20 protein-coding genes and 1 other annotated feature are annotated in these 20,049 nt (G+C 58.1%); of the genes, 14 read left to right on the forward strand and 6 right to left on the reverse strand.

What is annotated here, in order from left to right:
• The first annotated feature begins 339 nt into the window (after positions 1-339).
• Complete coding sequence (locus B5T_RS22445) at positions 340-1,725, forward strand: B12-binding domain-containing radical SAM protein (RefSeq protein WP_014992701.1); 1,386 nt, start codon at positions 340-342, stop codon at positions 1,723-1,725.
• A 90-nt stretch (positions 1,726-1,815) separates the two neighbouring features.
• Here the strand turns inward: B5T_RS22445 and B5T_RS01635 are convergent, their stop codons facing one another.
• From B5T_RS01635 to B5T_RS01650, 4 genes are all read right to left on the reverse strand, one after another.
• A complete protein-coding gene (locus tag B5T_RS01635) occupies positions 1,816-3,018 on the reverse strand; it encodes a PepSY-associated TM helix domain-containing protein (protein ID WP_014992702.1) in 1,203 nt (400 codons plus the stop codon).
• A gap of 13 nt (positions 3,019-3,031) precedes the next feature.
• Positions 3,032-5,335, reverse strand: coding sequence for a TonB-dependent siderophore receptor (locus B5T_RS01640; protein ID WP_014992703.1), 2,304 nt, complete (start codon positions 5,333-5,335; stop codon positions 3,032-3,034).
• 279 nt (positions 5,336-5,614) lie between these two features.
• A complete protein-coding gene (locus B5T_RS01645; RefSeq protein WP_014992704.1) occupies positions 5,615-6,529 on the reverse strand; it encodes a FecR family protein in 915 nt (304 codons plus the stop codon).
• On the reverse strand, positions 6,517-7,080 hold the full coding sequence (locus B5T_RS01650; RefSeq protein ID WP_041716689.1) for a sigma-70 family RNA polymerase sigma factor: 564 nt from the start codon (positions 7,078-7,080) through the stop codon (positions 6,517-6,519). Before B5T_RS01650 ends, B5T_RS01645 begins: the two co-directional genes overlap by 13 nt.
• A gap of 174 nt (positions 7,081-7,254) precedes the next feature.
• On the opposite strand from B5T_RS01650, the gene B5T_RS01655 reads away from it, so the two are divergent.
• The 5 genes from B5T_RS01655 to B5T_RS01675 all read left to right on the forward strand — a co-directional run bounded on the left by B5T_RS01655 (position 7,255) and on the right by B5T_RS01675 (position 12,813).
• On the forward strand, positions 7,255-9,474 hold the full coding sequence (locus B5T_RS01655; RefSeq protein WP_014992706.1) for an OsmC domain/YcaO domain-containing protein: 2,220 nt from the start codon (positions 7,255-7,257) through the stop codon (positions 9,472-9,474).
• Between the two features lie 707 nt (positions 9,475-10,181).
• Positions 10,182-10,376, forward strand: coding sequence for a type II toxin-antitoxin system VapB family antitoxin (locus B5T_RS01660; RefSeq protein ID WP_014992708.1), 195 nt, complete (start codon positions 10,182-10,184; stop codon positions 10,374-10,376).
• Entirely contained in the window at positions 10,373-10,771 is a 399-nt protein-coding gene (gene vapC, locus B5T_RS01665; protein ID WP_014992709.1) for a type II toxin-antitoxin system VapC family toxin, read from the forward strand. The genes B5T_RS01660 and vapC overlap by 4 nt, the downstream gene beginning before the upstream one ends.
• Before the next feature lie 162 nt (positions 10,772-10,933).
• Positions 10,934-11,566, forward strand: a complete 633-nt coding sequence (locus tag B5T_RS01670) for a glutathione S-transferase family protein (protein ID WP_014992710.1) — start codon at positions 10,934-10,936, stop codon at positions 11,564-11,566.
• A gap of 137 nt (positions 11,567-11,703) precedes the next feature.
• Positions 11,704-12,813, forward strand: coding sequence for a class II histone deacetylase (locus tag B5T_RS01675; RefSeq protein ID WP_014992711.1), 1,110 nt, complete (start codon positions 11,704-11,706; stop codon positions 12,811-12,813).
• Positions 12,814-12,833: 20 nt separating this feature from the next.
• Here the strand turns inward: B5T_RS01675 and B5T_RS01680 are convergent, their stop codons facing one another.
• Positions 12,834-13,460 carry a helix-turn-helix transcriptional regulator gene (locus tag B5T_RS01680; RefSeq protein WP_167321194.1) on the reverse strand — a complete coding sequence of 209 codons (627 nt, stop codon included), beginning with the start codon at positions 13,458-13,460 and terminating at the stop codon, positions 12,834-12,836.
• Positions 13,461-13,819: 359 nt separating this feature from the next.
• On the opposite strand from B5T_RS01680, the gene B5T_RS22455 reads away from it, so the two are divergent.
• The 8 genes from B5T_RS22455 (at position 13,820) to B5T_RS01710 (ending at position 18,714) form a co-directional block, all read left to right on the forward strand.
• Positions 13,820-14,680 (forward strand): phytanoyl-CoA dioxygenase family protein, encoded by an 861-nt coding sequence (locus tag B5T_RS22455; RefSeq protein ID WP_081586812.1) that lies wholly within the window; start codon positions 13,820-13,822, stop codon positions 14,678-14,680.
• 14 nt (positions 14,681-14,694) lie between these two features.
• Positions 14,695-14,937 (forward strand): hypothetical protein, encoded by a 243-nt coding sequence (locus B5T_RS01685; RefSeq protein WP_014992714.1) that lies wholly within the window; start codon positions 14,695-14,697, stop codon positions 14,935-14,937.
• 137 nt (positions 14,938-15,074) lie between these two features.
• Positions 15,075-16,061 (forward strand): NAD(P)-dependent alcohol dehydrogenase, encoded by a 987-nt coding sequence (locus B5T_RS01690; RefSeq protein WP_014992715.1) that lies wholly within the window; start codon positions 15,075-15,077, stop codon positions 16,059-16,061.
• A 47-nt stretch (positions 16,062-16,108) separates the two neighbouring features.
• Positions 16,109-16,414: a hypothetical protein gene (locus tag B5T_RS01695; protein ID WP_014992716.1), complete on the forward strand. Its 306-nt coding sequence runs from the start codon at positions 16,109-16,111 to the stop codon at positions 16,412-16,414.
• A gap of 53 nt (positions 16,415-16,467) precedes the next feature.
• Positions 16,468-17,709 (forward strand): YbfB/YjiJ family MFS transporter, encoded by a 1,242-nt coding sequence (locus tag B5T_RS01700; protein WP_014992717.1) that lies wholly within the window; start codon positions 16,468-16,470, stop codon positions 17,707-17,709.
• Between the two features lie 22 nt (positions 17,710-17,731).
• On the forward strand, positions 17,732-18,187 hold the full coding sequence (locus B5T_RS01705) for a class I SAM-dependent methyltransferase (protein ID WP_014992718.1): 456 nt from the start codon (positions 17,732-17,734) through the stop codon (positions 18,185-18,187).
• 18 nt (positions 18,188-18,205) lie between these two features.
• Positions 18,206-18,355 carry a hypothetical protein gene (locus B5T_RS23475; RefSeq protein WP_014992719.1) on the forward strand — a complete coding sequence of 50 codons (150 nt, stop codon included), beginning with the start codon at positions 18,206-18,208 and terminating at the stop codon, positions 18,353-18,355.
• Positions 18,352-18,714, forward strand: a complete 363-nt coding sequence (locus B5T_RS01710; protein WP_014992720.1) for an MmcQ/YjbR family DNA-binding protein — start codon at positions 18,352-18,354, stop codon at positions 18,712-18,714. Before B5T_RS23475 ends, B5T_RS01710 begins: the two co-directional genes overlap by 4 nt.
• A gap of 105 nt (positions 18,715-18,819) precedes the next feature.
• Here the strand turns inward: B5T_RS01710 and B5T_RS01715 are convergent.
• Positions 18,820-20,048 (reverse strand): IS3 family transposase gene (locus tag B5T_RS01715; RefSeq protein WP_373287360.1). Its coding sequence is split into 2 segments (ribosomal slippage): positions 18,820-19,769 and positions 19,769-20,048, totalling 1,230 coding nucleotides; the frame shifts between segments, so codons are not numbered across the junction.
• Positions 19,654-19,770 (reverse strand) — a sequence feature (AL1L pseudoknot). It overlaps the preceding gene by 117 nt.
• Position 20,049: the final 1 nt, after the last annotated feature.

Raw genomic sequence — 20,049 nt, forward strand, 5'->3', positions numbered from 1 at the left:
AACACTCGATTATCCTAGTTCGTTATGGGCTTGATGACTCTCCACCGGAGCCCTTCCCTCTGCGCTGCAGGGCGGGTGCTGAACTTGCGTATTAGCTTAGATAAATGCGTAAGTGGTTCTGGTTTTAGATTAGGTTATGCAGGATTTGGATCTGAAGTTTTTCCTTTTTGGATTAAGAAAAGGAAGCTGAAGGTGTTTTTAATTTAACTATAGAAATGCAGCTAAGTTGGAAGGTGAAGTGTCAAAAATTTAGAGGCGCTGCTGGTGATGGCCGTTGGTGTTCGCTTTTTGCTCATGCGCTCCAATCTGTGCTGGCCACCTTAGCTTAAGGGAGGGGGTATGACCTCAAGATCGAGTGTTCTTTTTGTGTCAGCGGGTATGGATAAGCCTAAAAAACGAGATAATATTTTATCTCGTCGACAGCAATACTTGAATTATGGAGCCTTGACTCTGGCTACTATTCTTGATGCTAATGGTTACAGCGTGAAATTATTTCATGGTGGTCATTCGGAACCCGAATCATTTGCAAAGAAAATTCATCAGCGCGGATACCTTGGTTCAAAGTATCCTTTGATGTTATCTATGCAAAGTTTTTATGCTTTATCTTGGACGAAGCGTTTCACTCAGATGGTTAAGATTATAAGTCCTGACACTACGGTAATTCTTGGTGGAAGATGGGTTGTAGGGTCGGACCCTTCATGGTTAAAAAGCAAGCTTCCTTTCGTAGATGAGATTGTAGAAGGTCTTGCGGAGGAAAAAATAATCAGACTTGCCGAAAGAAAAAATTTTAATAATATTTCTATTTTTAAATCAGCAGCCGTTCCTTTTGGCCTTAAACATAATTTGGTGGATAACTTTAGGGAGTTTCAGCCAAATGTTGAGGCGTCTCGAGGGTGTGGTATGGGATGCGCCTTTTGCGAGGAACGAAATGTGCCTTTAACGCCCCTCAAAGAGCCAGCCTTAATGGCTCGTCAGATTCAGGACGTTGCTGCTCAGTATGACGATCCTGGTGTGAGACCTTATGTTCAATCGTCCTTTTTTGCTCCCAATAGAAGTTGGTCAGATAAGTTCGCTAGGGCTGCTGGGGAGTATAGAAACCGTATCTTTTGGAGGTGTGAGACACGGGTAGATTCAATTAAACCAACTTCCATATCATCTTTGGCGAGCGGGGGGTTGAAAGCGATTGATCTGGGGCTGGAGAGTGCATCACCATCTCAACTATTGGCTATGAATAAGTCGGAGAGTCCGGATAAGTACTTGCGCCGTGCTTCAGATTTTTTGGAAGCCTGCAGAGATAATGATGTTTGGGTTAAAGTAAACGTGTTGCTCTATGCTGGAGAGTGCGAAAAGACGTTGAGCGAGACAATAGCATGGCTTGATGAGCACGCTGATTGCATAAAAGGTGTGTCTGTTGGCCCGGTAGTAGTATTTGGGTCGCCGAAATCCGCAAGGGGGTACGTGTCTAGTATTCGCGAAGCAGGTGGCGATTTGGTTGATCCAAGGGAACTTTATGAATCGGGTATAGGGCATGTTCATCCAAGCCTCAGTATTTCCGCCGAAGATGCTGAAGAAATAAGTCTGGAAACTAGCCGAAGATACATGAATAAGGATGATTATTACGACCTAAAGTCATTCTCCTACTATCCTCGAAGTTATAGATATTCGGACTTTATCGAGGATATTAAGGGAAACGGCGCCAGTAATCTCCCATTTAGGGTTTCTTAAAAGGAAGGCTGGCAAGGCGTTTGGTTCCTGCGGTAGCTGACCCTCACTTTCGGCATCCTTTCTGACACTTTGACTGCCCCGAAGCCTTCGCTATCGGCTAGCGTTCCATTTTCGCCACCAGACTATGATTCCGGTAGTGCTTAGAACGATCACCGCCAACCCGAACACCGTCGCAACAACCCGATAAGCCACCCCTCCCACCGCCGCAATATGCAGGCTGGTCAGCCAGGTCGTCACCGTATTCCCCGCCGCTTCCCCGGTGGGCAGGTAGTAGCCCAGTAGGCGCCCGTCCGTGGCGTCCACATACACCCAGGTCTCCCCGAACCGCTCGTTCACATCACTGCTGGTGCGCGCCATCAGTTTGAGGGCGTTCTTGTGCGGGGTGTAGGTGAAGCGTTCCAGGGTGTGGATGGTGAGGTCGCGTTCTTCGGCCAGGGCTTCCAGGTGTTGGCGGGCGGCGTGGTAGCCGGGTTCCCAGCCGATTTGGGGTTGTTGGGCGGGGTTGGCGCGGGCAAGCACGTTGTCGAGCGGGTCGGCCTGGAAGCTGAGGAGCAGGCCGGTGGTGGGGCGGTAGACTTCGTCGTAGAGGGTGAGGGCGACGCCGCTCCAGGCGAAGACGAGCAGCAGGGCCCAGGGCCAGAGGCCGCCGGCGCGGTGCAGGTCGAAGGCGCGTTTGTGGCCGCCGGCGCGCCAGCGAATGAGCCAGGCTTTGGCCCAGCGTTTCCAGAAGCGGCGGGGGCGTTGCCGGGCGTCGCGGCGGCGCGGCGGTGGGAAGGTGAGCCAGGCGCCGACGAAGCAGTCCAGGATCCAGAGCAGGGCGACGATGCCGAAGATCCAGGTGCCAAGGGTGCCCAGGGCCAGGGAGTGGTGCAGGCGGTAGACGAAGGGCATCAGGTTGGCCAGGCCCTGGCCGAGGTCGCCCCACAGACGGCCGCCGAGGATCTGGCCGGTGTAGGGGTTCACGAACACTTCGTCGATGGGTAACGCCGCCGCGCCCGGTTTCGCGCTGAGGAAAAAGCGCACCGGGCTGTGGGCGTCCGGTGGCGCCAGCATCATCCAGTGGACGTTGGCGTCAGGGTAGGCGGCGTCCACCTGGTCGCGCAGGGCGAAGGGCGAGAGCGGTTCGCTGTGCGCGGCCGGGGGTTCCACCTTCAGCCACTGCGGGTTGATCAGGGCGTCGAGCTCGTAGTACCAAACCAGCAGCGCGCCGGTCAGGCCGGCGATGATCAGGAAGCCTGCCATCACCAGCCCGACGTAGCGGTGCAGGACGACCAACTGCTGTCGCACTCTCATTGAAGCAGGTCCATCAGAACAGGTACTTCACGCGCGCCAGATAAGTGCGCCCCTCTTCGCGAATCACACCGTCGAACGAGCCTGGAGAAAATATTTCCTCGTCGAGGGCGTTGTTCACCAGCAGGTCCAGTTGCAGGGCGTCGGTGATGGCGTAATAGGCTCCCAGGTCCACGCGGGTATAGCTCGGCAGGGTGAAGGTGTTTTCGCTGTCGCCGGGGCGCTGGTCCACATAGCTGACGGTGCCGCCGACGCTCAGGCCGGTGACGGCATCGAGGTAGTAGCGGCTCTGCAATGAGGCGGTGTGCAGCGGGACGTTGATAAACCGGTTGCCTTCCAGGGCTTCGTCGTCACTACGCAATACTTCGGTATCGGTGTAGCCGTAGCCGGCGCTCAGGTACAGGTTGGCGCTGGCGTAGCCGTCGACGGTCAGTTCCGCGCCCTTGGAGCGGGCGCGGCCCTTGGCGACCTCGAAGTCGTCGTCGAGCGGGTCGGCGATGGCCATGTTGTCCTTCTCGATGACGAAGCCGGCCGCATTGATGTTCAGGCGCCCGGCAGTGAAGCGCACGCCGGTTTCGTATTGCACGCTTTCTTCGGCATCCAGTGGTTGTCTTCCCGAGGTGGTGCCCTGTTGCGGGACGAAGGCTTCGTTGCGGCTGGCATAGAGCGAGGCGGTGTCGGTCAGGTCGTAGACCAGGCCGAACTGGGTGGTCCAGGCGGATTCACCGAGCTCGGCGCGGGTGACGCTGTTGTTGTCCAGGAAGTCGATGGTTTTTTGCGATTGCTCCGCGTCGGTGTAGCGCAGCCCGGCGAGGACGTGCCACTTGTCGGCGACGGTGATGCGGTCCTGCACGAAGCCGGCCAGGATCCTGTCGCTCTGATCAAATCCCCGATCCCGGATCAGATTGCCGGCGCTCAGGTCGGCGGGGCTGTATACCGGCGCATAGAGGTCGATGGAATCGGTCAGGTAGAGGCGGGTGGGGCGCGAGGCATCCGATTCCCGGTAGTTCACGCCGACAATGAAGGTGTGCGTAAGCGGGCCGCTGGTGAGTTCGCCGGTGAGGTCGAGGATGATCTCGTGATCCTTCTTATAAGTATCGTCGCCGGCGAAGATGATACGGTTCAGGGTCCGCTCATCGGCATTCAGGCCGAAGGGCGCGTACTCCTGCCAGTCGGCGTCGTTGCGGGTATAGGCGTAACTGATGCGGGCATCGATGGTGTCGGTGATGGCCTGGGTGAGCCGGCTGTTGATGTAGAAGGAATCGCGTTCGGTGAAGCTGTCCTTCCAGGCGGTATTGAAGTCATCGGAGTAGTGGCCGTTGGTGTTGGGCAGAAAAGCGCCTTCCGCCGGTGCGCCGCCGGGAATGGCGGTCCACTCATTGCCGGAGTAGCTGCCTTCGACGGTCAGGTTGGTGGTGTCCGTCAGGTCCACGGTGACATTGGGCGCCACGAATACCCGCTCGTACTCCCAGAAGTCCATGGAGCCGTCGCTGTCCTGGTAGGCCAGATTCAGGCGGGCCCGCACCCGATCATTGAGCGGGCCGGTCACGTCCAGGGTAGTGCGGTGGTAGTCGTAGCTGCCGTATTCCGCTGTGGCTTCCGCCTGGTAGTAAGACAGCGGTTGTTTGGTCACCACGTTGATGGTGCCGCCCGGCTCCATTTGTCCGTAGAGGACCGAGGCCGGTCCTTTCAGTACTTCCAGGCGCTCCACGTTGGCCAGGTCGGTGGGGTGGTCGGTCTGCCGGAAGCCCAGGCCGTTGACGGATTGCTCCGCGTTGAAGCCCCGGATCAGGAAGTCATCGGCGAACATATCCCGGCCTGACCCCGAACGGTTGGCGTTGGGGGTCAGGCGGATCACTTCGCCCACGGTCTGGGCCCCCGCCAGCTCGAAGTTTTCCCGGTTGTAGACGTTCACGCTCTGCGGGATGGCCGCCACGGTGTCGTTTCTCTGGCGGCCATAGACGGAGATCGCCTCCAGCGTATTTTCTTGCTGGGGGATTCTTTCCAGTTTGTAGCCGTTGTCGCCGTGAGTCACGGTGACGCCGCTGCCGGCCAGCAGCGCATGCAGAGCCTCTTCCGGGGTGTACTCCCCGCTGAGCGCGGGGGCCTGTTTGCCTTGAAGCAGGGAGGCGTCACCGCCGATGCTCAGGCCGGTCTGGCGGGCCAGCTCGATGATCGCCTGATCCAGTGGTTGGGCGGGCAAATGGATGGAGAGCGACGGTTGGGCCCGCGCGGTGCTTGGATGAGTGAGCAGCAAGGGGGCCAGCAAGCCGAGCAGTAGCAGCGCCTTGGGGGATGTCGTTCCGGTCTTCAGGATCATTATTGGCTCCAGCGTTATTTTCGCGGTGTCTTTACTGATAAAGACAAAGCAGGAAGCCAATCGGGCAACACTGATCCCTCATAAATTGAACAGCGCCGGATATCGGTGTTGCTTTGCAGCGTCACAAAAAGGGTCGCTGTAGGAGCTTGCCCTGCAAGCGAATTACTCCGCGCTCCAAAAAATCGCTTGCAGGGCAAGCTCCTACAGCGGCTTCGATGAGAAGCGATAGGGCCGCGTCTCGCTTTAGCCGCGAATGACATGTGAATGTGCCGGCGTTTTTTATTTCTGGCTCAAGGTCACGTACCAGGGTGTGAAGTGCTTTACCTTCAGGTTCAGGACGTCGCTCAGTAGTGCCAGGGCCGCGTCGCTGTCGTCGGCGGGCAGTACGCCGGTAAAGTGGGGAGGGCGCTGGCTGGCGGCCAGAGTCTCGTCCAGCACCAGCATGCCGGCACGATGGCGGCCCAAGCGCTCGATCACCTGAGGCAGGGGCGTGTTGTTGAATACCAGTTGACCGTTAGCCCAATCCGGTCGATGGGTGGGGGCGGTGCTCTGGGTAATCAATCCACCGCGGTTCAGATCGGCCTGTTGCCCGGAAGTCAGGCGGAGGGTGTCGCCGCCGTTATGGGGGGTAACGGCCACGGTGGATTCCTGCACCGCCACCCGGCTGTAGCTGCCCGCCAGTTTCACCGTGTATTGCGTGCCCAGGGCCGTGGCGCTGATGTCCCGCGTCTCTACCTTGAAAGGTGCATCCGGGCCCTTGGCCACGGTGGCGAGCAGTTCGCCGCGCACCAGTTTCACGGTGCGAGCCCCTTCGGTGTAGTCCAGATCGATGGCGCTGTAGCTGTTAAGCACCACCTGGCTGCCGTCCGGTAGAGGCAAGACACGGATTTCGCCGGCGGCGGTACGGTAGTCCGCGCCCCAATAGGCCCAGGGAAGCTGGGTGCCGAACCAGGCCAGCAGTAGCAGCGAGCCCAGGCCGGTCAGTTGACGCCGGCGTTTGCGGCGTCGTTCGAGGGCCGGTTCGGGGGCCTGCCACATTTGCTGGATCTGCTCGAGTACCTGGCGTCGCCGTGGATCCTCTGCCTGCCAGATTTCGCACTCCGCCTGCAGCCGCGCGCGCTCATCGGCCCCGGCCTCCTGCAGGGCCACCACCCATTCGGCGGCTTGCTGGCGGATATGGTTCAGGTCCGACACGGTGTGTCCAGGCTGTCATAGAGCCGGGCGTGGCAATGGGCCAGCGCCCGGGCCAGGTACTGTTTGACGCTGCTTTCAGAGACCGACAGCCGGCGTCCGATCTGCCGGTAACTGAGCCCTTCAAGGCGCGCCATAAGGAAGGCGCGGCGGGGCTTTTCGGGCAATTCGTCGACCAGCAGCTTGAGGACACTGACCAACAGATCCCGGGCCGCGGCGATCTCCGCCGGGCCCCGGTTGTCCTGGGTTTCCAGCAGGGTGGCGACCTGGCGCAGGGCTTCCTCCTCCACCTGTTTGCGGTGGTGGCGGTTGATCAGCAGGCGGCTGGCAATGACCAGAAGATAAGCGCGCGGCTCGCGCAGTGCTTCCAGGGGTTGATCGCCGAGAATCAGGCGCAAAAAAGTATCGTGGCTGAGATCCGCGGCGTCTTGGGGGCAGCGCAGGCGCCGGTGCAGCCAATGGGTCAGCCAGCCATGATGAGCCTCATACAAAGCGCCGATCTCGCCTTGGGAGCGAGGAGGCAGGGGCTGTGGGGTTGTGGCTGTCCCGGTCATGCGTTCCGATACTGCGCTTTTGAGTTGAGAGTGATTATCAATTAAAGGCAAAATGGCTGCAACCCGCCTGGTTTTGCACACCCTCGAGCTCACCAAGACGAACCCCTGCAAAATCAGGATAATGGCGCCCAGCCAAACCCCTGCGCGCCAAACTCTCCAACCCGGACTCTCCCCATGGAAATCAAGGTCAACTTCCTCGACAACCTCCGCCTGGAAGCCAAGTTCGACGACTTTACCGTCGTCACCGATCAGCCGATCCGCTACAAGGGTGACGGCTCGGCGCCGAGCCCGTTCGACTACTTCCTGGCGTCGTCGGCACTGTGCGCGGCTTACTTCGTCAAGGTGTACTGCAAGGCGAGAGATATTCCCACGGACAATATCCGGCTGTCGCAGAACAACATCGTCGACCCGGAGAACCGCTACAACCAGATCTTCCGCATTCAGGTGGAGCTGCCGGAGGACATCTCCGACAAGGACCGACAGGGCATTCTGCGCTCCATCGACCGTTGCACGGTGAAGAAGGTGGTACAGACCGGGCCGGAGTTCCAGATCGAGACGGTGGAGAATCTGGACGAGGATGCCCAGGCGTTGCTGATGGGCGCGCCCGAAGGGGAGGCGCGCACTTATATCGAGGGCAAGGACCGGCCATTGGAGGAGACCATCGCCACCATGACCGGCATCCTCGAGACGCTGGGCATGAAGATCGAGATCGCATCGTGGCGCAATATCGTGCCTCATGTGTGGTCGCTGCACATCCGTGATTCGGCCTCGCCGATGTGTTTCACCAACGGCAAGGGCGCCACCAAGGAGAGCGCGTTGTGCTCGGCGCTGGGGGAGTTCATCGAGCGGCTGAACTGCAACTTTTTCTACAATGATCAGTTCTTCGGTGAGGAGATCGCCAACAGCGCCTTCGTGCATTATCCGAACGAGCGCTGGTTCCAGCCCGGGCCTGATGACGAACTGCCCGAAGGCATTCTGGATGAGCACTGCCTGGCCATCTATGACCCCGAGGGTGAGCTGCGCGGCTCCAATCTGATTGATACCAATTCCGGCAAGGTGGAGCGGGGAATTTGTTCGCTGCCGTTTCAGCGCCGTTCGGACGGCGAGACGGTCTGGTTCCCCTCCAATCTGATCGAGAATCTGTTTCTCAGTAACGGCATGAGCGCCGGTAATACCCTGCCCGAAGCGCAGGTGCAGTGTTTGTCGGAGATCTTCGAGCGGGCGGTGAAGAAACACATCATCGAGGAAGAGCTGGCGCTGCCGGACGTCCCGCCCGAAGTGCTGGCGAAATACCCGAATCTGGTGGAGGGCGTCGAGGCGCTGGAAGCCCAGGGCTTCCCGGTGCTGGTCAAGGACGCTTCTCTGGGTGGACAATTTCCGGTGGCCTGCGTGGCGCTGATGAATCCACGCACCGGCGGCGTATTCGTTTCTTTCGGCGCGCATCCGAGTATGGCGGTGGCGCTGGAGCGCAGTCTTACCGAATTGCTCCAAGGTCGCAGCTTCGAAGGACTGAACGATGTGCCGCCGCCCACGTTTACCAGCCTGGCGGTAACCGAACCCAATAACTACGTGGAGCACTTCATCGATTCCACCGGGGTGGTGTCCTGGCGCTTCTTCAGCGCTAAGGCCGATTACGACTTCCACGAATGGGACTTTTCCGGCAGCTCTTCAAACGATAATGAAGAGGAGGCGACTGGCCTGTTCCGGATTCTCGAAGATATGGGTCATGAAGTGTACACGGCGGTGTACGAAGACCTGGGCGCGCCGGTTTGCCGGATTCTGGTACCCGGTTACTCCGAGGTCTACCCGGTGGATGATTTGATCTGGGATAACACCAACAAGGCCCTGGACTATCGGGAAGATATCCTGAATCTGCATAGCCTGAATGACGATCAACTGGCCGATCTGGTGTGGCGCCTGGAAGAAAGTCAGATTGATGACTACACCGACATCATCACCCTGATCGGCATCGAGTTCGATGAAAACACCGTCTGGGGTCAGCTCACGGTTCTGGAGCTGAAGTTGCTGATCAGTCTGGCTCTGGGGCAGCACGAGGATGCCCTGGAACGGGTGGAGGCCTTCCTGCAGTACAACGACAATACCGTGGAACGCAATCTGTTCTATCGTGCGGTCAGCGCCGTGCTGGAGATTACTCTGGACGAGGAACTGGAATTGAACGATTACCTGGTGAGCCTGCGGCGGATATATGGTGAGGACACCATGAGTAGCGTGGTTGGTGCGGTCGACGGCACCGTTCGCTTCCCTGGTTTGACGCCCACCAACATGCAGCTGGATGGCCTGGACAAACACCTGCGCCTGATCGAGAGCTATAAAAAGCTGCATGCGGCGCGGGCGGCCAGATGGGAGAGCACACTGTCGAAGGCCTCATTTTGATCGTGTGGTGAATATGAATGGACTCAAAGTTGCGGCATGCGTATTGCTCATGTTGGTAAGCCCCGGAATGCCTGCCGCTGAAATCCCTTCCAGCCCTCGGGCGGAAAAGGCGATCGCGAGTGTGGAGGCGCCTTTGAAGGAGGCGCTTGCACCTGTCTTTTAATCTCGGCTACCCGAATCAGTATGACCGTTATCATGGCCGCACAGGCAGTGCCTTGATGGTGCACGGCAACTGCGTATCCATTGGCTGCTACGCCATGACCGATGCCTATATAAATGAAATATACGCGTTATCCGCGGCGGCCCTGCAGTCGGGGCAACCCTATTTCAGAGTCCATTCTTCCCGTTCCGGCTTGAGGCAGAAACGCTGTCAAAATACAGTTCCCATCGCTGGTATGCATTTTGGCAAAACCTCAAAGAAGGCTACGACTATTTCAGCAAGCACCGCAGGCCGCCTAATGTGGAGGTGGTAAACGGAAAATACGTCTTTGGCCCATGAACTGATGCCGAGATTCACAAACTTCACCTCCTCTCTGGGTTCCTGACATAGTCGAACGGGAACATAAGGAATCCAGCGGTCTGGAGTCCTCCTTCTAGAACCACAACCGAGTGGCCGGCCACCACATGGCGCGGATGGGATTGTCAGGTATTCGTCCCCATGCTACCTTGTGTATGGATTTTGTTTTTATACACATTGGTGGTACCCCATGAGAACCAATATCGTCATAGACGACAAATTGATGGCAGAGGCGCTGAAAGCATCTGGCTGTGAAACCAAGAAAGAAGCCGTTGAAGAAGGGCTGAAGCTGCTGGTCCGTCTAAAACGCCAACAGGAACTCCGCAAGTTACGCGGCAAAGTCCAGTGGGAAGGGGACCTGGATGAGATGCGAGGCGCGAAATGATACTGGTGGATACCAGTGTCTGGATCGACTATTTCAACGGCGCGGAGAACAGCCGCACTGACGCCTTGGATTCGGCCATTACCGAAGGCATCGTTGTCATCGGCGACCTGATACTCCTGGAGATTCTACAGGGCATCCGCAATGATCGGGATTATCGCAGGACAAAGCGGTTACTAACGACCCTGGATCAGTACGAGATGCTCGGTAAGGAGATGGCCGTAAAGTGCGCCGAGAATTACCGTGCTTTGCGAAAGAAGGGCATTACCATACGAAAGACCGCCGATATCATCATAGCCACCTTCTGCATTGATCAGAGCTTGCCGCTACTTTTTCTTGATCGGGATTTTCTTCCCTTCGTTGATCACCTTGGGCTGCGTTCCGCATCCCCTTCATAGTTTTTTTGAAAAGTGCTTTTCCGCAAGTTCTTTAGCCAGGGCGAAGTCCTCTTTGGTCAAAGAAACCGACTTTCCCGCCTTCCGAGCTGACGGCATGTCGAAGTCCATCGACGCCATTCGACTAACCTGGACAACAGGTTGTGCGAATCGATGGAGATGACAATGATCAAGCTGTACGGAACACCCCCGACCCGTGCTCTGCGTGTTATCTGGTTGCTCAATGAACTGGGCCTGGAGTACCAGATGCTCCCGGTGGATATTCTGAGGGGCGAGACCCGGCAACCGGACTTTCTCGCCCTTAACCCCGCCGGCAAGGTCCCTGTTCTGGTGGACGGCGATCTGGTGATCACCGAGTCTTCCGCAATCCAGCTTTACCTCGCTGATAAATATTCCCAGGCTGGTTTTATCCCGGAGACCGTGGAGGACAGGGCGAAGATGTACCGTTGGATCTTTTTCCTGGCTACCGAGATCGAGCAGCCGTTGTGGCGTATAGCTCGTCACACCTTCTTGTACCCGGAAGAGAAACAGCTACCCCAGGATGTGGATCTGGCGAGGCAGGAGTGCCTGGAGATGCTGGCCGTGCTCGAGCAGCATATGAAGACGCATGAGTTCATGGTTGCCGGCCGGCTTAGCGTGGCCGACTTCAACGCCGCCTATACACTGGATTGGGCCAACGAAGAGGAGATGCTGGGCGATATGCCGAGATTGACCGAATACCTGAAGGCCATGTACTCCCGGCCCGCCGCCCCGCCGTCCATTTCCGGAGTGCTTGCGGCACAGGAAAGCCAGGATTGACCTATCTTTCCTAGCAGGGTCGATCCGCGGTGATCCGGGCATGCGTCCTCGAACCGTGAATTCAGTAATACTACGGAAGAGGCGGCGAGGCCTGTCTCCTAGTATCGATACGAAATTCGATAACAAAGGAGACAGGCATGACCATTGGATATATGTGGGACACGCTCTATGGCTGGGTGGATACCGGAACGGGTAGTCTCACCGGCGCAAATCTGGCGGCCCGACTACAACCTATCAGCCATCATCTCGCCCATCCGGATACCAAGCGCCGTTTTCATGAGCTGATCAGCACTTCCGGACAGCTTGACCATATGACTCCGATCAAGCCTTTACCGGCCCGGGATGAAGATATCCTCCGGGTGCATACCGGGGAGCATCTGGAAAACGTGCGCCGCGTCAGTGCTCTGGAGCACGGAGGTGATGCCGGCGATGGGGTTACTTATCTGGGTAACGGAGGGCTGGAGATCGCCATGCTGGCTGCCGGTGGGGCCATACAGATGGTGAAAAGCCTGGTGCAAGGCGATATCGACAGTGGTTACGCCCTGGTGAACCCGCCTGGCCACCACGCCCCCCGGGATGGAGCCATGGGGTTCTGTATCTTTAATAACACCTCGGTGGCGGCGGCCTATGCCCGTGACAAGCTGGGGCTGGATCGTGTGGCGATTGTCGATTGGGACGTTCATCACGGTAACGGTACTCAGGACATTTGGTGGGAAGATCCGTCGGTGCTGACGATCTCGTTGCATCAGCACCTTTGCTTCCCGCCGGAGTCGGGGTATGTCGGCGAGCGTGGGGCAGGTAAGGGCCATGGCTACAATCTGAATGTGCCGATGCCGCCCGGCTGTGGCAACGGTGCTTATCTTTACGCCATGGAGACCGTGGTGTTGCCGGCACTGCAGGCTTTTCGGCCGCAGTTGATTATTGTGGGCTGCGGATTTGACGCCAGCATCATGGATCCGCTGGCCCGGATGATGGTGACATCCGAAGGGTTCCGGGCCATGGCCCGGCGCATTATCGACAGCGCCGACGAGCTTTGTGAAGGCCGTATCCTGTTCGTCCAGGAAGGGGGCTACAGTCCCCACTATGTACCGTTCTGTGGGCTGGCGGTGATTCAGGAACTCACTGGCAAGCGCGCTCTGCCCGATCCCTACCTCGACTTTCTCAGCGGTATGGGAGGCGCGGAGCTGTTGGACGAACAGCGGACGTGTATAGATGGTGCCGAGCCCCTGATTGAATCTTTACGGTAGCGCCAGCGTGCCCGGCCGGATTAGTTACCCAGGCCGGGCACCGAGCTCAGGATATAACCCCGCGGATCCGGAACGAACCAGTTGTTGGCAGCCGCGCGGGCGGCGACCTGGGTGCGGCGTTGAACACACATCCGTCTCAGCAGGGACGCCACATGAGAATTGACGGTACGCGCGCTCAGACACAGATGTCGGGCTATATCCCGGTCGCCGAGACCGGCCACCAACCAGCTCAGAACTCGCATCTCCGCGCTGGTCATTGCCATGGGTAACGATGCCGGTGTCAGTGTCACCAGAATTTCGCCATTTCCCGTCCTTTGAGCATGGAGACGAAAAGTGCGTCTACGCTCCAGCCAAAAGCAACTCAGGGTATCGCCTTTCGTAGCCGCGACACATTGTGCCAGACGCTCATTATCGAAGTTCGAAGAGGGTTGCATAATTCTGAGGTGCTGGCCGGCACAGGGGGCGAATCGCAAGATGGTGCTCCCTACCGCGTGAGCGTCGGGCAGTTGCTCACGAAGCGCGGACTCCAGCAGCAGCTGTGCGCCTCGTGCCAGGGTGCGGGCCCGGTGGCCGAATACCCCGGCCTGGCACGACGAAAAATGCGCGAGCCCCAGGTAGTTGCCCGGAAATCCCAGCTCTATGGTCATGCCATCTTGGAATCCCTGAGGTTGCAGGGCGGATTGATAAATGGGGGAGGTGAGAAAGGGCGGGTACATTTGGTCGGCACAGTCACTGATAGACGGAGGCAATTGCTCTTGTGGAGACAGCTGCCCGGTGAAACCCGGCGGATAGAGGGTAGGGAAGTCGTAAGTAAGGGCCTTGATGCTGGCCTTTGTGTAACCATGTTGCCACATGGACGTGTACAAGTTATTCGCGGGTAAGTAAGCAACCAGCTGCGCGGCGTCAAAGTGAATCAACTCCCGCAAAGCCATTATTGATTGTTGTAATGGCGACATAGTGGTGGCCTCGCTGTTATTCTCGGATCCTATGGCAGCACCCTGAAGGGATGTCGTCAAGCAAAGAGAGTGGGCAACTGCCTTGGCTCAAAAAAATGGCAATGGACGGCAATTCTGAAATGACCGGGAAAGATATTAAGAAAGTATTTGATGCGGAAGGCTATTGCGTTGTGCCGGGACTGCTTTCTCCACAGCAGATAGGATTGGCCAGGCAGTTATCTCAGAGTTTGATTAATCGACATCGCGCAGGAGAGGAGGCGATGACTCGGAAGGCGGTCAGTGTGGCGTCAGTAACCTCCCAGCACCCTGATCGGAATCCGGGGGTGGAGGCAGGGCACTGGGAAGCCGAGCCTTTCATTATTGGCGACTTGATTGCCCATGATGAGAGGTTTTCCGAAATCATAGCATCGCTCCCTATCTGGAAATGCGCTTGCCTCTTGCTTGAGTGTGATTTGCCGGATGTGATCTTCCATCTTTCGAATCTGACACTTAAGCCTGCTGGAGTTGGTCCCGCTATCGGTTGGCATAGAGACGCCGGAAACACTTACTTCTCCACGGTGGATGGAAGGACCATCAGATTTCTTCTTCCTTTGCATGCTATGTCGGAGCGCAATGGTGGTACGGCTTTAATTCCAGGGTCGCATCGGTCTTCACGGGAATATTCTTCAAGCGGCGAAACCTTCCCGAGCGTGCCTCCGGGCTCCGGCTTGGTTCTACATTCTCAGGTATTGCATGGCGGTTATCCAAACCGCAGCGTGGAAAACAGGGATGTGGTCGTGCTTCAGTTTGGAGTACGCTCCTCTGAGCTTATCCACAAGGGCAATGAGCATTTTTCTCTGTGTGATTATGAGGATATGAAATCCTTCAGAACCAGTCAGAGGGAAATTGGATTTTCCTTTGGTCGTGAGTAAGGAGCTGTATTCAAATGACGGAACCGGAAAGCAAATCCCATATGACCACCGGCAACTGGATCTTTGTTGCGGCGGCTGCATTGCTGGGAGTGATAAACCTGATCGACTTTGCCTTCCAGGGGCATGATTTCCGCGACCTGGGGGCGGCGGTTGGTTTGCTCTTCATTGCCTGGGGAGGCTACAAGGATATCACCATGGTGATGGTTGGCGGTGCTCTCCTGGCGATCGGATCAGTGGCCGCGAAATATCTATTGTAAGGTGGTTCTCGTCCGGCCTTGGGATACGATCTGGCCGACTGGCGCTTCCGTTGCATCGAGCCCTGTCGCTGAAACGGCGCACAATGATGGGCCTGGCTTGTTAAGCTGTTTCAAGGTGATGTTGAGGGAGCATCGGCATGAAGGCGGTAGTGATTACAGGTTGGGGGCTCGAACCTCGTTTAGTGGTTGGTGAGATGCCGGAGCCCGGTGAACCGGGGCCGGATGACGTGGTGGTACAAGTGCGGGCGGCTTCCGTTAATCCCAAGGACTGGAAGCTCAATTATCACCTCGCCCTGCTGGCGACTCCCGTGCTGAGCCGGCGACTCCCGCCACTGTTTGGCGATGATCTGGCGGGGACGGTGATCGCGACCGGGCGCAATGTCTCCGACTTTGAAGTTGGTGATGCGGTTTATGGCATGGACATGAATCTGCGCACCGCGTCCCTGGCGGAGCGGACACGTATCAAGCAGACGTGTATTGCCAAGAAACCGGTCTCGTTGTCGTTTCGCCAAGCCGCGGCCATGCCACTGGCGGCGCTTACCGCATTGCAAGGATTACGCAAGGGGCGGGCACGGGCTGGCAGTAAAGTGCTGATTATTGGCGCCTCCGGAGGAGTGGGAACTTTCGCGGTACAGATTGCCCGGGCGCTCGGCGCCAGGGTGACCGGAGTGTGTAGCGGTGGAAATACGGATTTCGTTCGTAACCTTGGTGCCGATGAGGTGATCGATTATACCCTTGGAGATTACCGCCGCGGCGCTGGGACCTTCGATCTGGTTTTTGATGTGGCCGCCAATGAATCCCCTCGCAGTTGCGCCGATCTGATCGCGCCCGGCGGCTGGTTCATTTCCACCGGAGGTCATGCCCGGTCGATGCTGGGGACACCGATATACCGTATGTTGGGCCGGAATGCGGCGAACATCATGGTGGCTCCTCGGCGCAAGGATCTGGAAATCTTGTCGGCCCTGGTGGATGAAGGAAAACTCAGGCCGGTGATCGACAGTGATTTTGATTTTACCGATATCGAGCAGGCCTACCAGCGTAGCCGCACCGGGCGCTGTCGGGGTAAGGTAGTGATTGGCGTCGCCGAAGAAGGTCCGTTCGGGTCGGTTTATGAAGAGCCCTGATGAAGACTACTTTCAAACTCTGAACGCTTGGTTTCAGGGAGGGAACATTGGTTGATTTCGTTTGCATAAACACAGACTCCGTTGAAATCAGTATTTCCGGAAACATCATCTCCGTTGCTTTTGATGATGTGGTGGGCATTCACGCCTATGCCCTGGAAATCCCGGCGTCCTTGCTGACCGTTGTTGTTCTTTCCACTGAGTCGGGCTACAACCTGGAAGTTCGAAGTGATATGGCGGGATGGAGCCCATTCCTGCGTGAGCTTGGTGAGCATCTTCCTCTGAAAGTACGGGACCTGTCCGGCCTTATTGGCCAGTTGACTGCCGATGCCCCAGTGGCGGAGCTGTATCCATAGACGAAGCCGTTAGGGGGGCCGGCTATTACGCAGGCGTCATAAGGAAAGGACGGATGCCGATAAGTACAATGAAAAAGACCGCGGACGAAAGGAACGACCTCTGGCGGGATATCTTCACCGCTCTGGGCTTATCCACCGGCGCCGCGGTTGCCTTGGGATTGTCTCGATTCGCATACGGTTTGCTACTGCCTCCGATGCAAGCGGATCTGCAATGGACATACGTTGAAGCCGGTGCGCTGAATACCGCGAATGGGGCAGGCTATATCTTCGGCGCGCTGGTGGCGGCCTGGTTGGCCCGGCGATGGGGAACGGCGCGAGCGTTCCTGGCGGGTTTCTCGGTGAGTGTTCTGGTCCTGCTCTTAACGGCAATGACGGCCAGCCTGTCTGCTCTCATCCTGTTACGAACCGTCGGTGGCGTTTCCACGGCGATTACTTTCATTCTCGGCGCTGGCTTGGTTTCCGCGATCTGTCCGCTGGAAAACCCTCGTCGCCGTGGGGCCCTGGTGGGTGTGTATGTGGCGGGAGTCAGTATCGGCGTTATTCTCGCCGGGGTGGCTTTACCGATCATCCTGCAGGGTGGCGTGCAGCGGTGGCCGGAGGGTTGGATAGTGTTGGGCCTGCTCGGCGCCGCCGGCTTGCCCGCCGCCTGGTTGGCCGCCCGCCGGGTGCGTCAGTCGGCGGGTGGCACCATGGCGTTGCTGAATGCCCGGGAGTGCCGGCGGATCGCACCGACGTTGATCGGCTACGGTGTTTTTGGGGCCGGTTATGTCGGTTACATGACCTTCATTATGGCGCTGCTGCAGGAGCAGGGTGGCAGTAGCGAGCAGATCATCTGGTTCTGGTTCACACTGGGGCTGCTGTCCGCCGTTACCAATCTCCTATGGGGACGGGTGCTGGGCGCTTTCAGTGATGGTCGCGGGCCGGCCCTGGTTTTCGCAACGGCTATGCTGGGCACCTTGCCGGTTCTGCTCTATCCGGGACCGGTGGCGATGTTCCTGTCGGCGATCCTGTTCGGCGGCAGCTTTATGGCGGGCCCCACCTCGATTACCATCGTTGCCCAGCGTCAGTTGTCGCCCGCGTCCTGGACCGCCGCCATCTCGCTGCTGACGGTGGGGTTTGCATTTGGCCAGACCATCGGCCCGATCCTGGCGGGCGCCATATCCGATGTGACGGGCAGCGTTGAAGCCGGCTTTTGGGTATCTCCGCTACTATTGGCTATTGCCGCCTGTGTGAATCTGTTGCAACGTCCCCCTGTACCGGCTGAGTCTCCGGCGCTTGCCGGTAAGTCCAGTTAGACACCTTTCAGGAGTTGCGAGGATGAAAAGCGCGAAAGTCTTCTGGGACAAGGCGGCACCTTGTTACGCCAAGAGCCCGGTCAAGGACGAAGAAACCTACCAGAAGAAGCTGTCGATAACCCGGAGCTATTTTCAGCGCGATTGGTCGGTGTTGGAGTTTGGCTGTGGTACCGGCAGTACCGCCATCCAACATGCCGCTCATGTGGACCATATTCTGGCCACGGATGTTTCTCCCAGGATGCTGGAGATCGCGGAACGGAAAGCTCGTGAGGCGGGAATCGGAAATATCCGCTTCCAGGAGGGGAGTCTGGAGACGCTGGACCTGGCGCCATCCAGCTTTGATGCGGTGCTGGGGTTGAATATCCTCCACTTATTGGAGGACGCCGAGGGCGCGATCCACCGTGTTCATGCCCTGCTTAAGCCTGGAGGGGTCTTTGTCTCCAGTACCGCGCTGGTGGCCGAGATGGCGTTCTATTGACGATGGGTGATTCCTGTCATGCAGCGTCTGGGATTTGCTCCTCATGTCAGCCCGTTGAGCCAGAAGGGGCTGGTGACGTTGCTGACCAATGCGGGGTTCTACATCGATCACGAATGGCGGGCAACAAGAGAGTCGGTTTTCATCATCGCCGGGAAGCCGTTGATATGAACTACGAGGAATTCAATGCATTTTGCCGCTCCCTGCCCGCGACCTCCCATGTCGTGCAGTGGGGCGGTTCCCATGTCTGGAAGGTCGGAGGCAAGGTTTTCGCTATCGGAGGGTGGCAAAAGGACGGCCAGCCGGCTTTCACTTTCAAGGCTTCGGATCTGAACTTCCATATTCTAAGTGAGGAGCCCGGATTCCGGCCGGCGCCCTATCTGGCTTCCCGCGGCATGAAGTGGATACAGCAATACGATGCTCCCGTCGAGTCGGATGAGCAGCTCAGGTACTACATCAAGGAATCCCACCGTATTGTTGCCTCGGGACTGACCAAGAAGAAGCAGAGGGAGCTGGGCCTAGCGGAGTAAAAAGAGCGGAATCCTTTACCCGCCCTGTCGCTCCGATAGCCGTTCTTCCAGCGTGCCCAGGCGTTTTGAACCGCCCCGTGTTACGCGGAGGCTGTTTGGTTTAAGTCAGGCTGCGATGGCGGCCTGACTATTGAGTTGCCTGTAGTAGTTTGCCTCAGCTTCCGCCGGCGGGATATATCCCAGTGGCCCCATCAGTCGCTGATGGTTGAACCAGGACACCCACTCCAGCGTGGCCAGTTCCACGGATTCCATGGATTTCCAGGGGCCGCGCCGATGGATTACCTCAGCCTTGTAAAGCCCGTTGATGGTCTCGGCCAGGGCGTTATCGTAGCTGTCGCCCTTGCTGCCCACCGACGGGTCGATGCCCGCCTCGACCAGACGTTCCGTGTAGCGCACCGACACATATTGCGCGCCTCTGTCGGAGTGGTGAATCAAGTTCTCCGAGTCACTGGGCCGGCGGGCGTAAAGCGCCTGCTCCAATGCGTCGAGTACGAAGTCAGTGGTCATGGTGCGGCTAACGCGCCAGCCCACGATACATCGCGCGAAAACATCGATAACGAAGGCCACATACAACCAGCCCTGCCAGGTGGAGACGTAGGTAAAGTCCGAGACCCAGAGCTGATTGGGGCGATCCGCGGTGAACTGGCGGTTGACCCGATCCAGCGGACACGGCAGCGACCGATCCGCAACGGTGGTGCGCACCGTCTTGCCACGGCCGGCGCCTCGCAAGCCCAGGCGGCGCATGAGCCGCTCCACCGTGCAGCGCGCCACCGGAATGGCTTCCCGGTTCATCTGCTTCCAGACCTTATCGGCGCCATAGACCCGCAGATTGGTATCCCAGACACGCTCGATGTGCGGAACCAGTTGCTCATCCCGCTTGGCCCGGCCGCTACGCAATTCTGGATGGCGCTGTCGGGCCGCATGGCGCCGGTAGGCCGAAGGGGCAACCCGCAGCACTCTGCAGATCGGCTCGACCCCGTAGGTATCCCGGTGCTGATCGATGTAGGCGTTCAGGACTTCAGTTTGCGGTCGAGCTCCGCCTGGGCGAAAAAAGCGCTGGCCGTGCGCAGAATGTCATTGGCGCGCCGTAATTCCTTGTTCTCGCGCTCCAACTCCTTGAGGCGCTGGGCCTCGGCCGTGGTCGTGCCGGGCCGTTCACCCGCATCAACCTCGGCTCGCTTCACCCATTCCAGCAGCGTCTGTGGCACGCAGCCAATCTTGGGGGCAATGGACTCTACCGCCGCCCACAGCGACGGGTATTCGCCACGGTGCTCCTGCACCAGACGTACCGCTCGCTCTCGAACCTCAGGGGAAAACTTATTGGATTTGGTCATG

The organism is Alloalcanivorax dieselolei B5 (assembly GCF_000300005.1).
In the GTDB taxonomy this organism is placed as follows: Bacteria; Pseudomonadota; Gammaproteobacteria; order Pseudomonadales; family Alcanivoracaceae; genus Alloalcanivorax; species Alloalcanivorax dieselolei.

Bases quoted from the DNA above. Each gene is read 5' to 3' on its own strand.
- B5T_RS22445 (WP_014992701.1), top strand. From the start codon at position 340: ATGACCTCAAGATCGAGTGTTCTTTTTGTGTCAGCGGGTATGGATAAG.
- B5T_RS01635 (WP_014992702.1), bottom strand. From the start codon at position 3,018: ATGAGAGTGCGACAGCAGTTGGTCGTCCTGCACCGCTACGTCGGGCTG.
- B5T_RS01640 (WP_014992703.1), bottom strand. From the start codon at position 5,335: ATGATCCTGAAGACCGGAACGACATCCCCCAAGGCGCTGCTACTGCTC.
- B5T_RS01650 (WP_041716689.1), bottom strand. From the start codon at position 7,080: ATGACCGGGACAGCCACAACCCCACAGCCCCTGCCTCCTCGCTCCCAA.
- B5T_RS01655 (WP_014992706.1), top strand. From the start codon at position 7,255: ATGGAAATCAAGGTCAACTTCCTCGACAACCTCCGCCTGGAAGCCAAG.
- B5T_RS01660 (WP_014992708.1), top strand. From the start codon at position 10,182: ATGAGAACCAATATCGTCATAGACGACAAATTGATGGCAGAGGCGCTG.
- vapC (WP_014992709.1), top strand. From the start codon at position 10,373: ATGATACTGGTGGATACCAGTGTCTGGATCGACTATTTCAACGGCGCG.
- B5T_RS01670 (WP_014992710.1), top strand. From the start codon at position 10,934: ATGATCAAGCTGTACGGAACACCCCCGACCCGTGCTCTGCGTGTTATC.
- B5T_RS01675 (WP_014992711.1), top strand. From the start codon at position 11,704: ATGACCATTGGATATATGTGGGACACGCTCTATGGCTGGGTGGATACC.
- B5T_RS01680 (WP_167321194.1), bottom strand. From the start codon at position 13,460: ATGACCATAGAGCTGGGATTTCCGGGCAACTACCTGGGGCTCGCGCAT.
- B5T_RS22455 (WP_081586812.1), top strand. From the start codon at position 13,820: ATGTCGTCAAGCAAAGAGAGTGGGCAACTGCCTTGGCTCAAAAAAATG.
- B5T_RS01685 (WP_014992714.1), top strand. From the start codon at position 14,695: ATGACGGAACCGGAAAGCAAATCCCATATGACCACCGGCAACTGGATC.
- B5T_RS01690 (WP_014992715.1), top strand. From the start codon at position 15,075: ATGAAGGCGGTAGTGATTACAGGTTGGGGGCTCGAACCTCGTTTAGTG.
- B5T_RS01700 (WP_014992717.1), top strand. From the start codon at position 16,468: ATGCCGATAAGTACAATGAAAAAGACCGCGGACGAAAGGAACGACCTC.
- B5T_RS01705 (WP_014992718.1), top strand. From the start codon at position 17,732: ATGAAAAGCGCGAAAGTCTTCTGGGACAAGGCGGCACCTTGTTACGCC.
- B5T_RS23475 (WP_014992719.1), top strand. From the start codon at position 18,206: ATGCAGCGTCTGGGATTTGCTCCTCATGTCAGCCCGTTGAGCCAGAAG.
- B5T_RS01710 (WP_014992720.1), top strand. From the start codon at position 18,352: ATGAACTACGAGGAATTCAATGCATTTTGCCGCTCCCTGCCCGCGACC.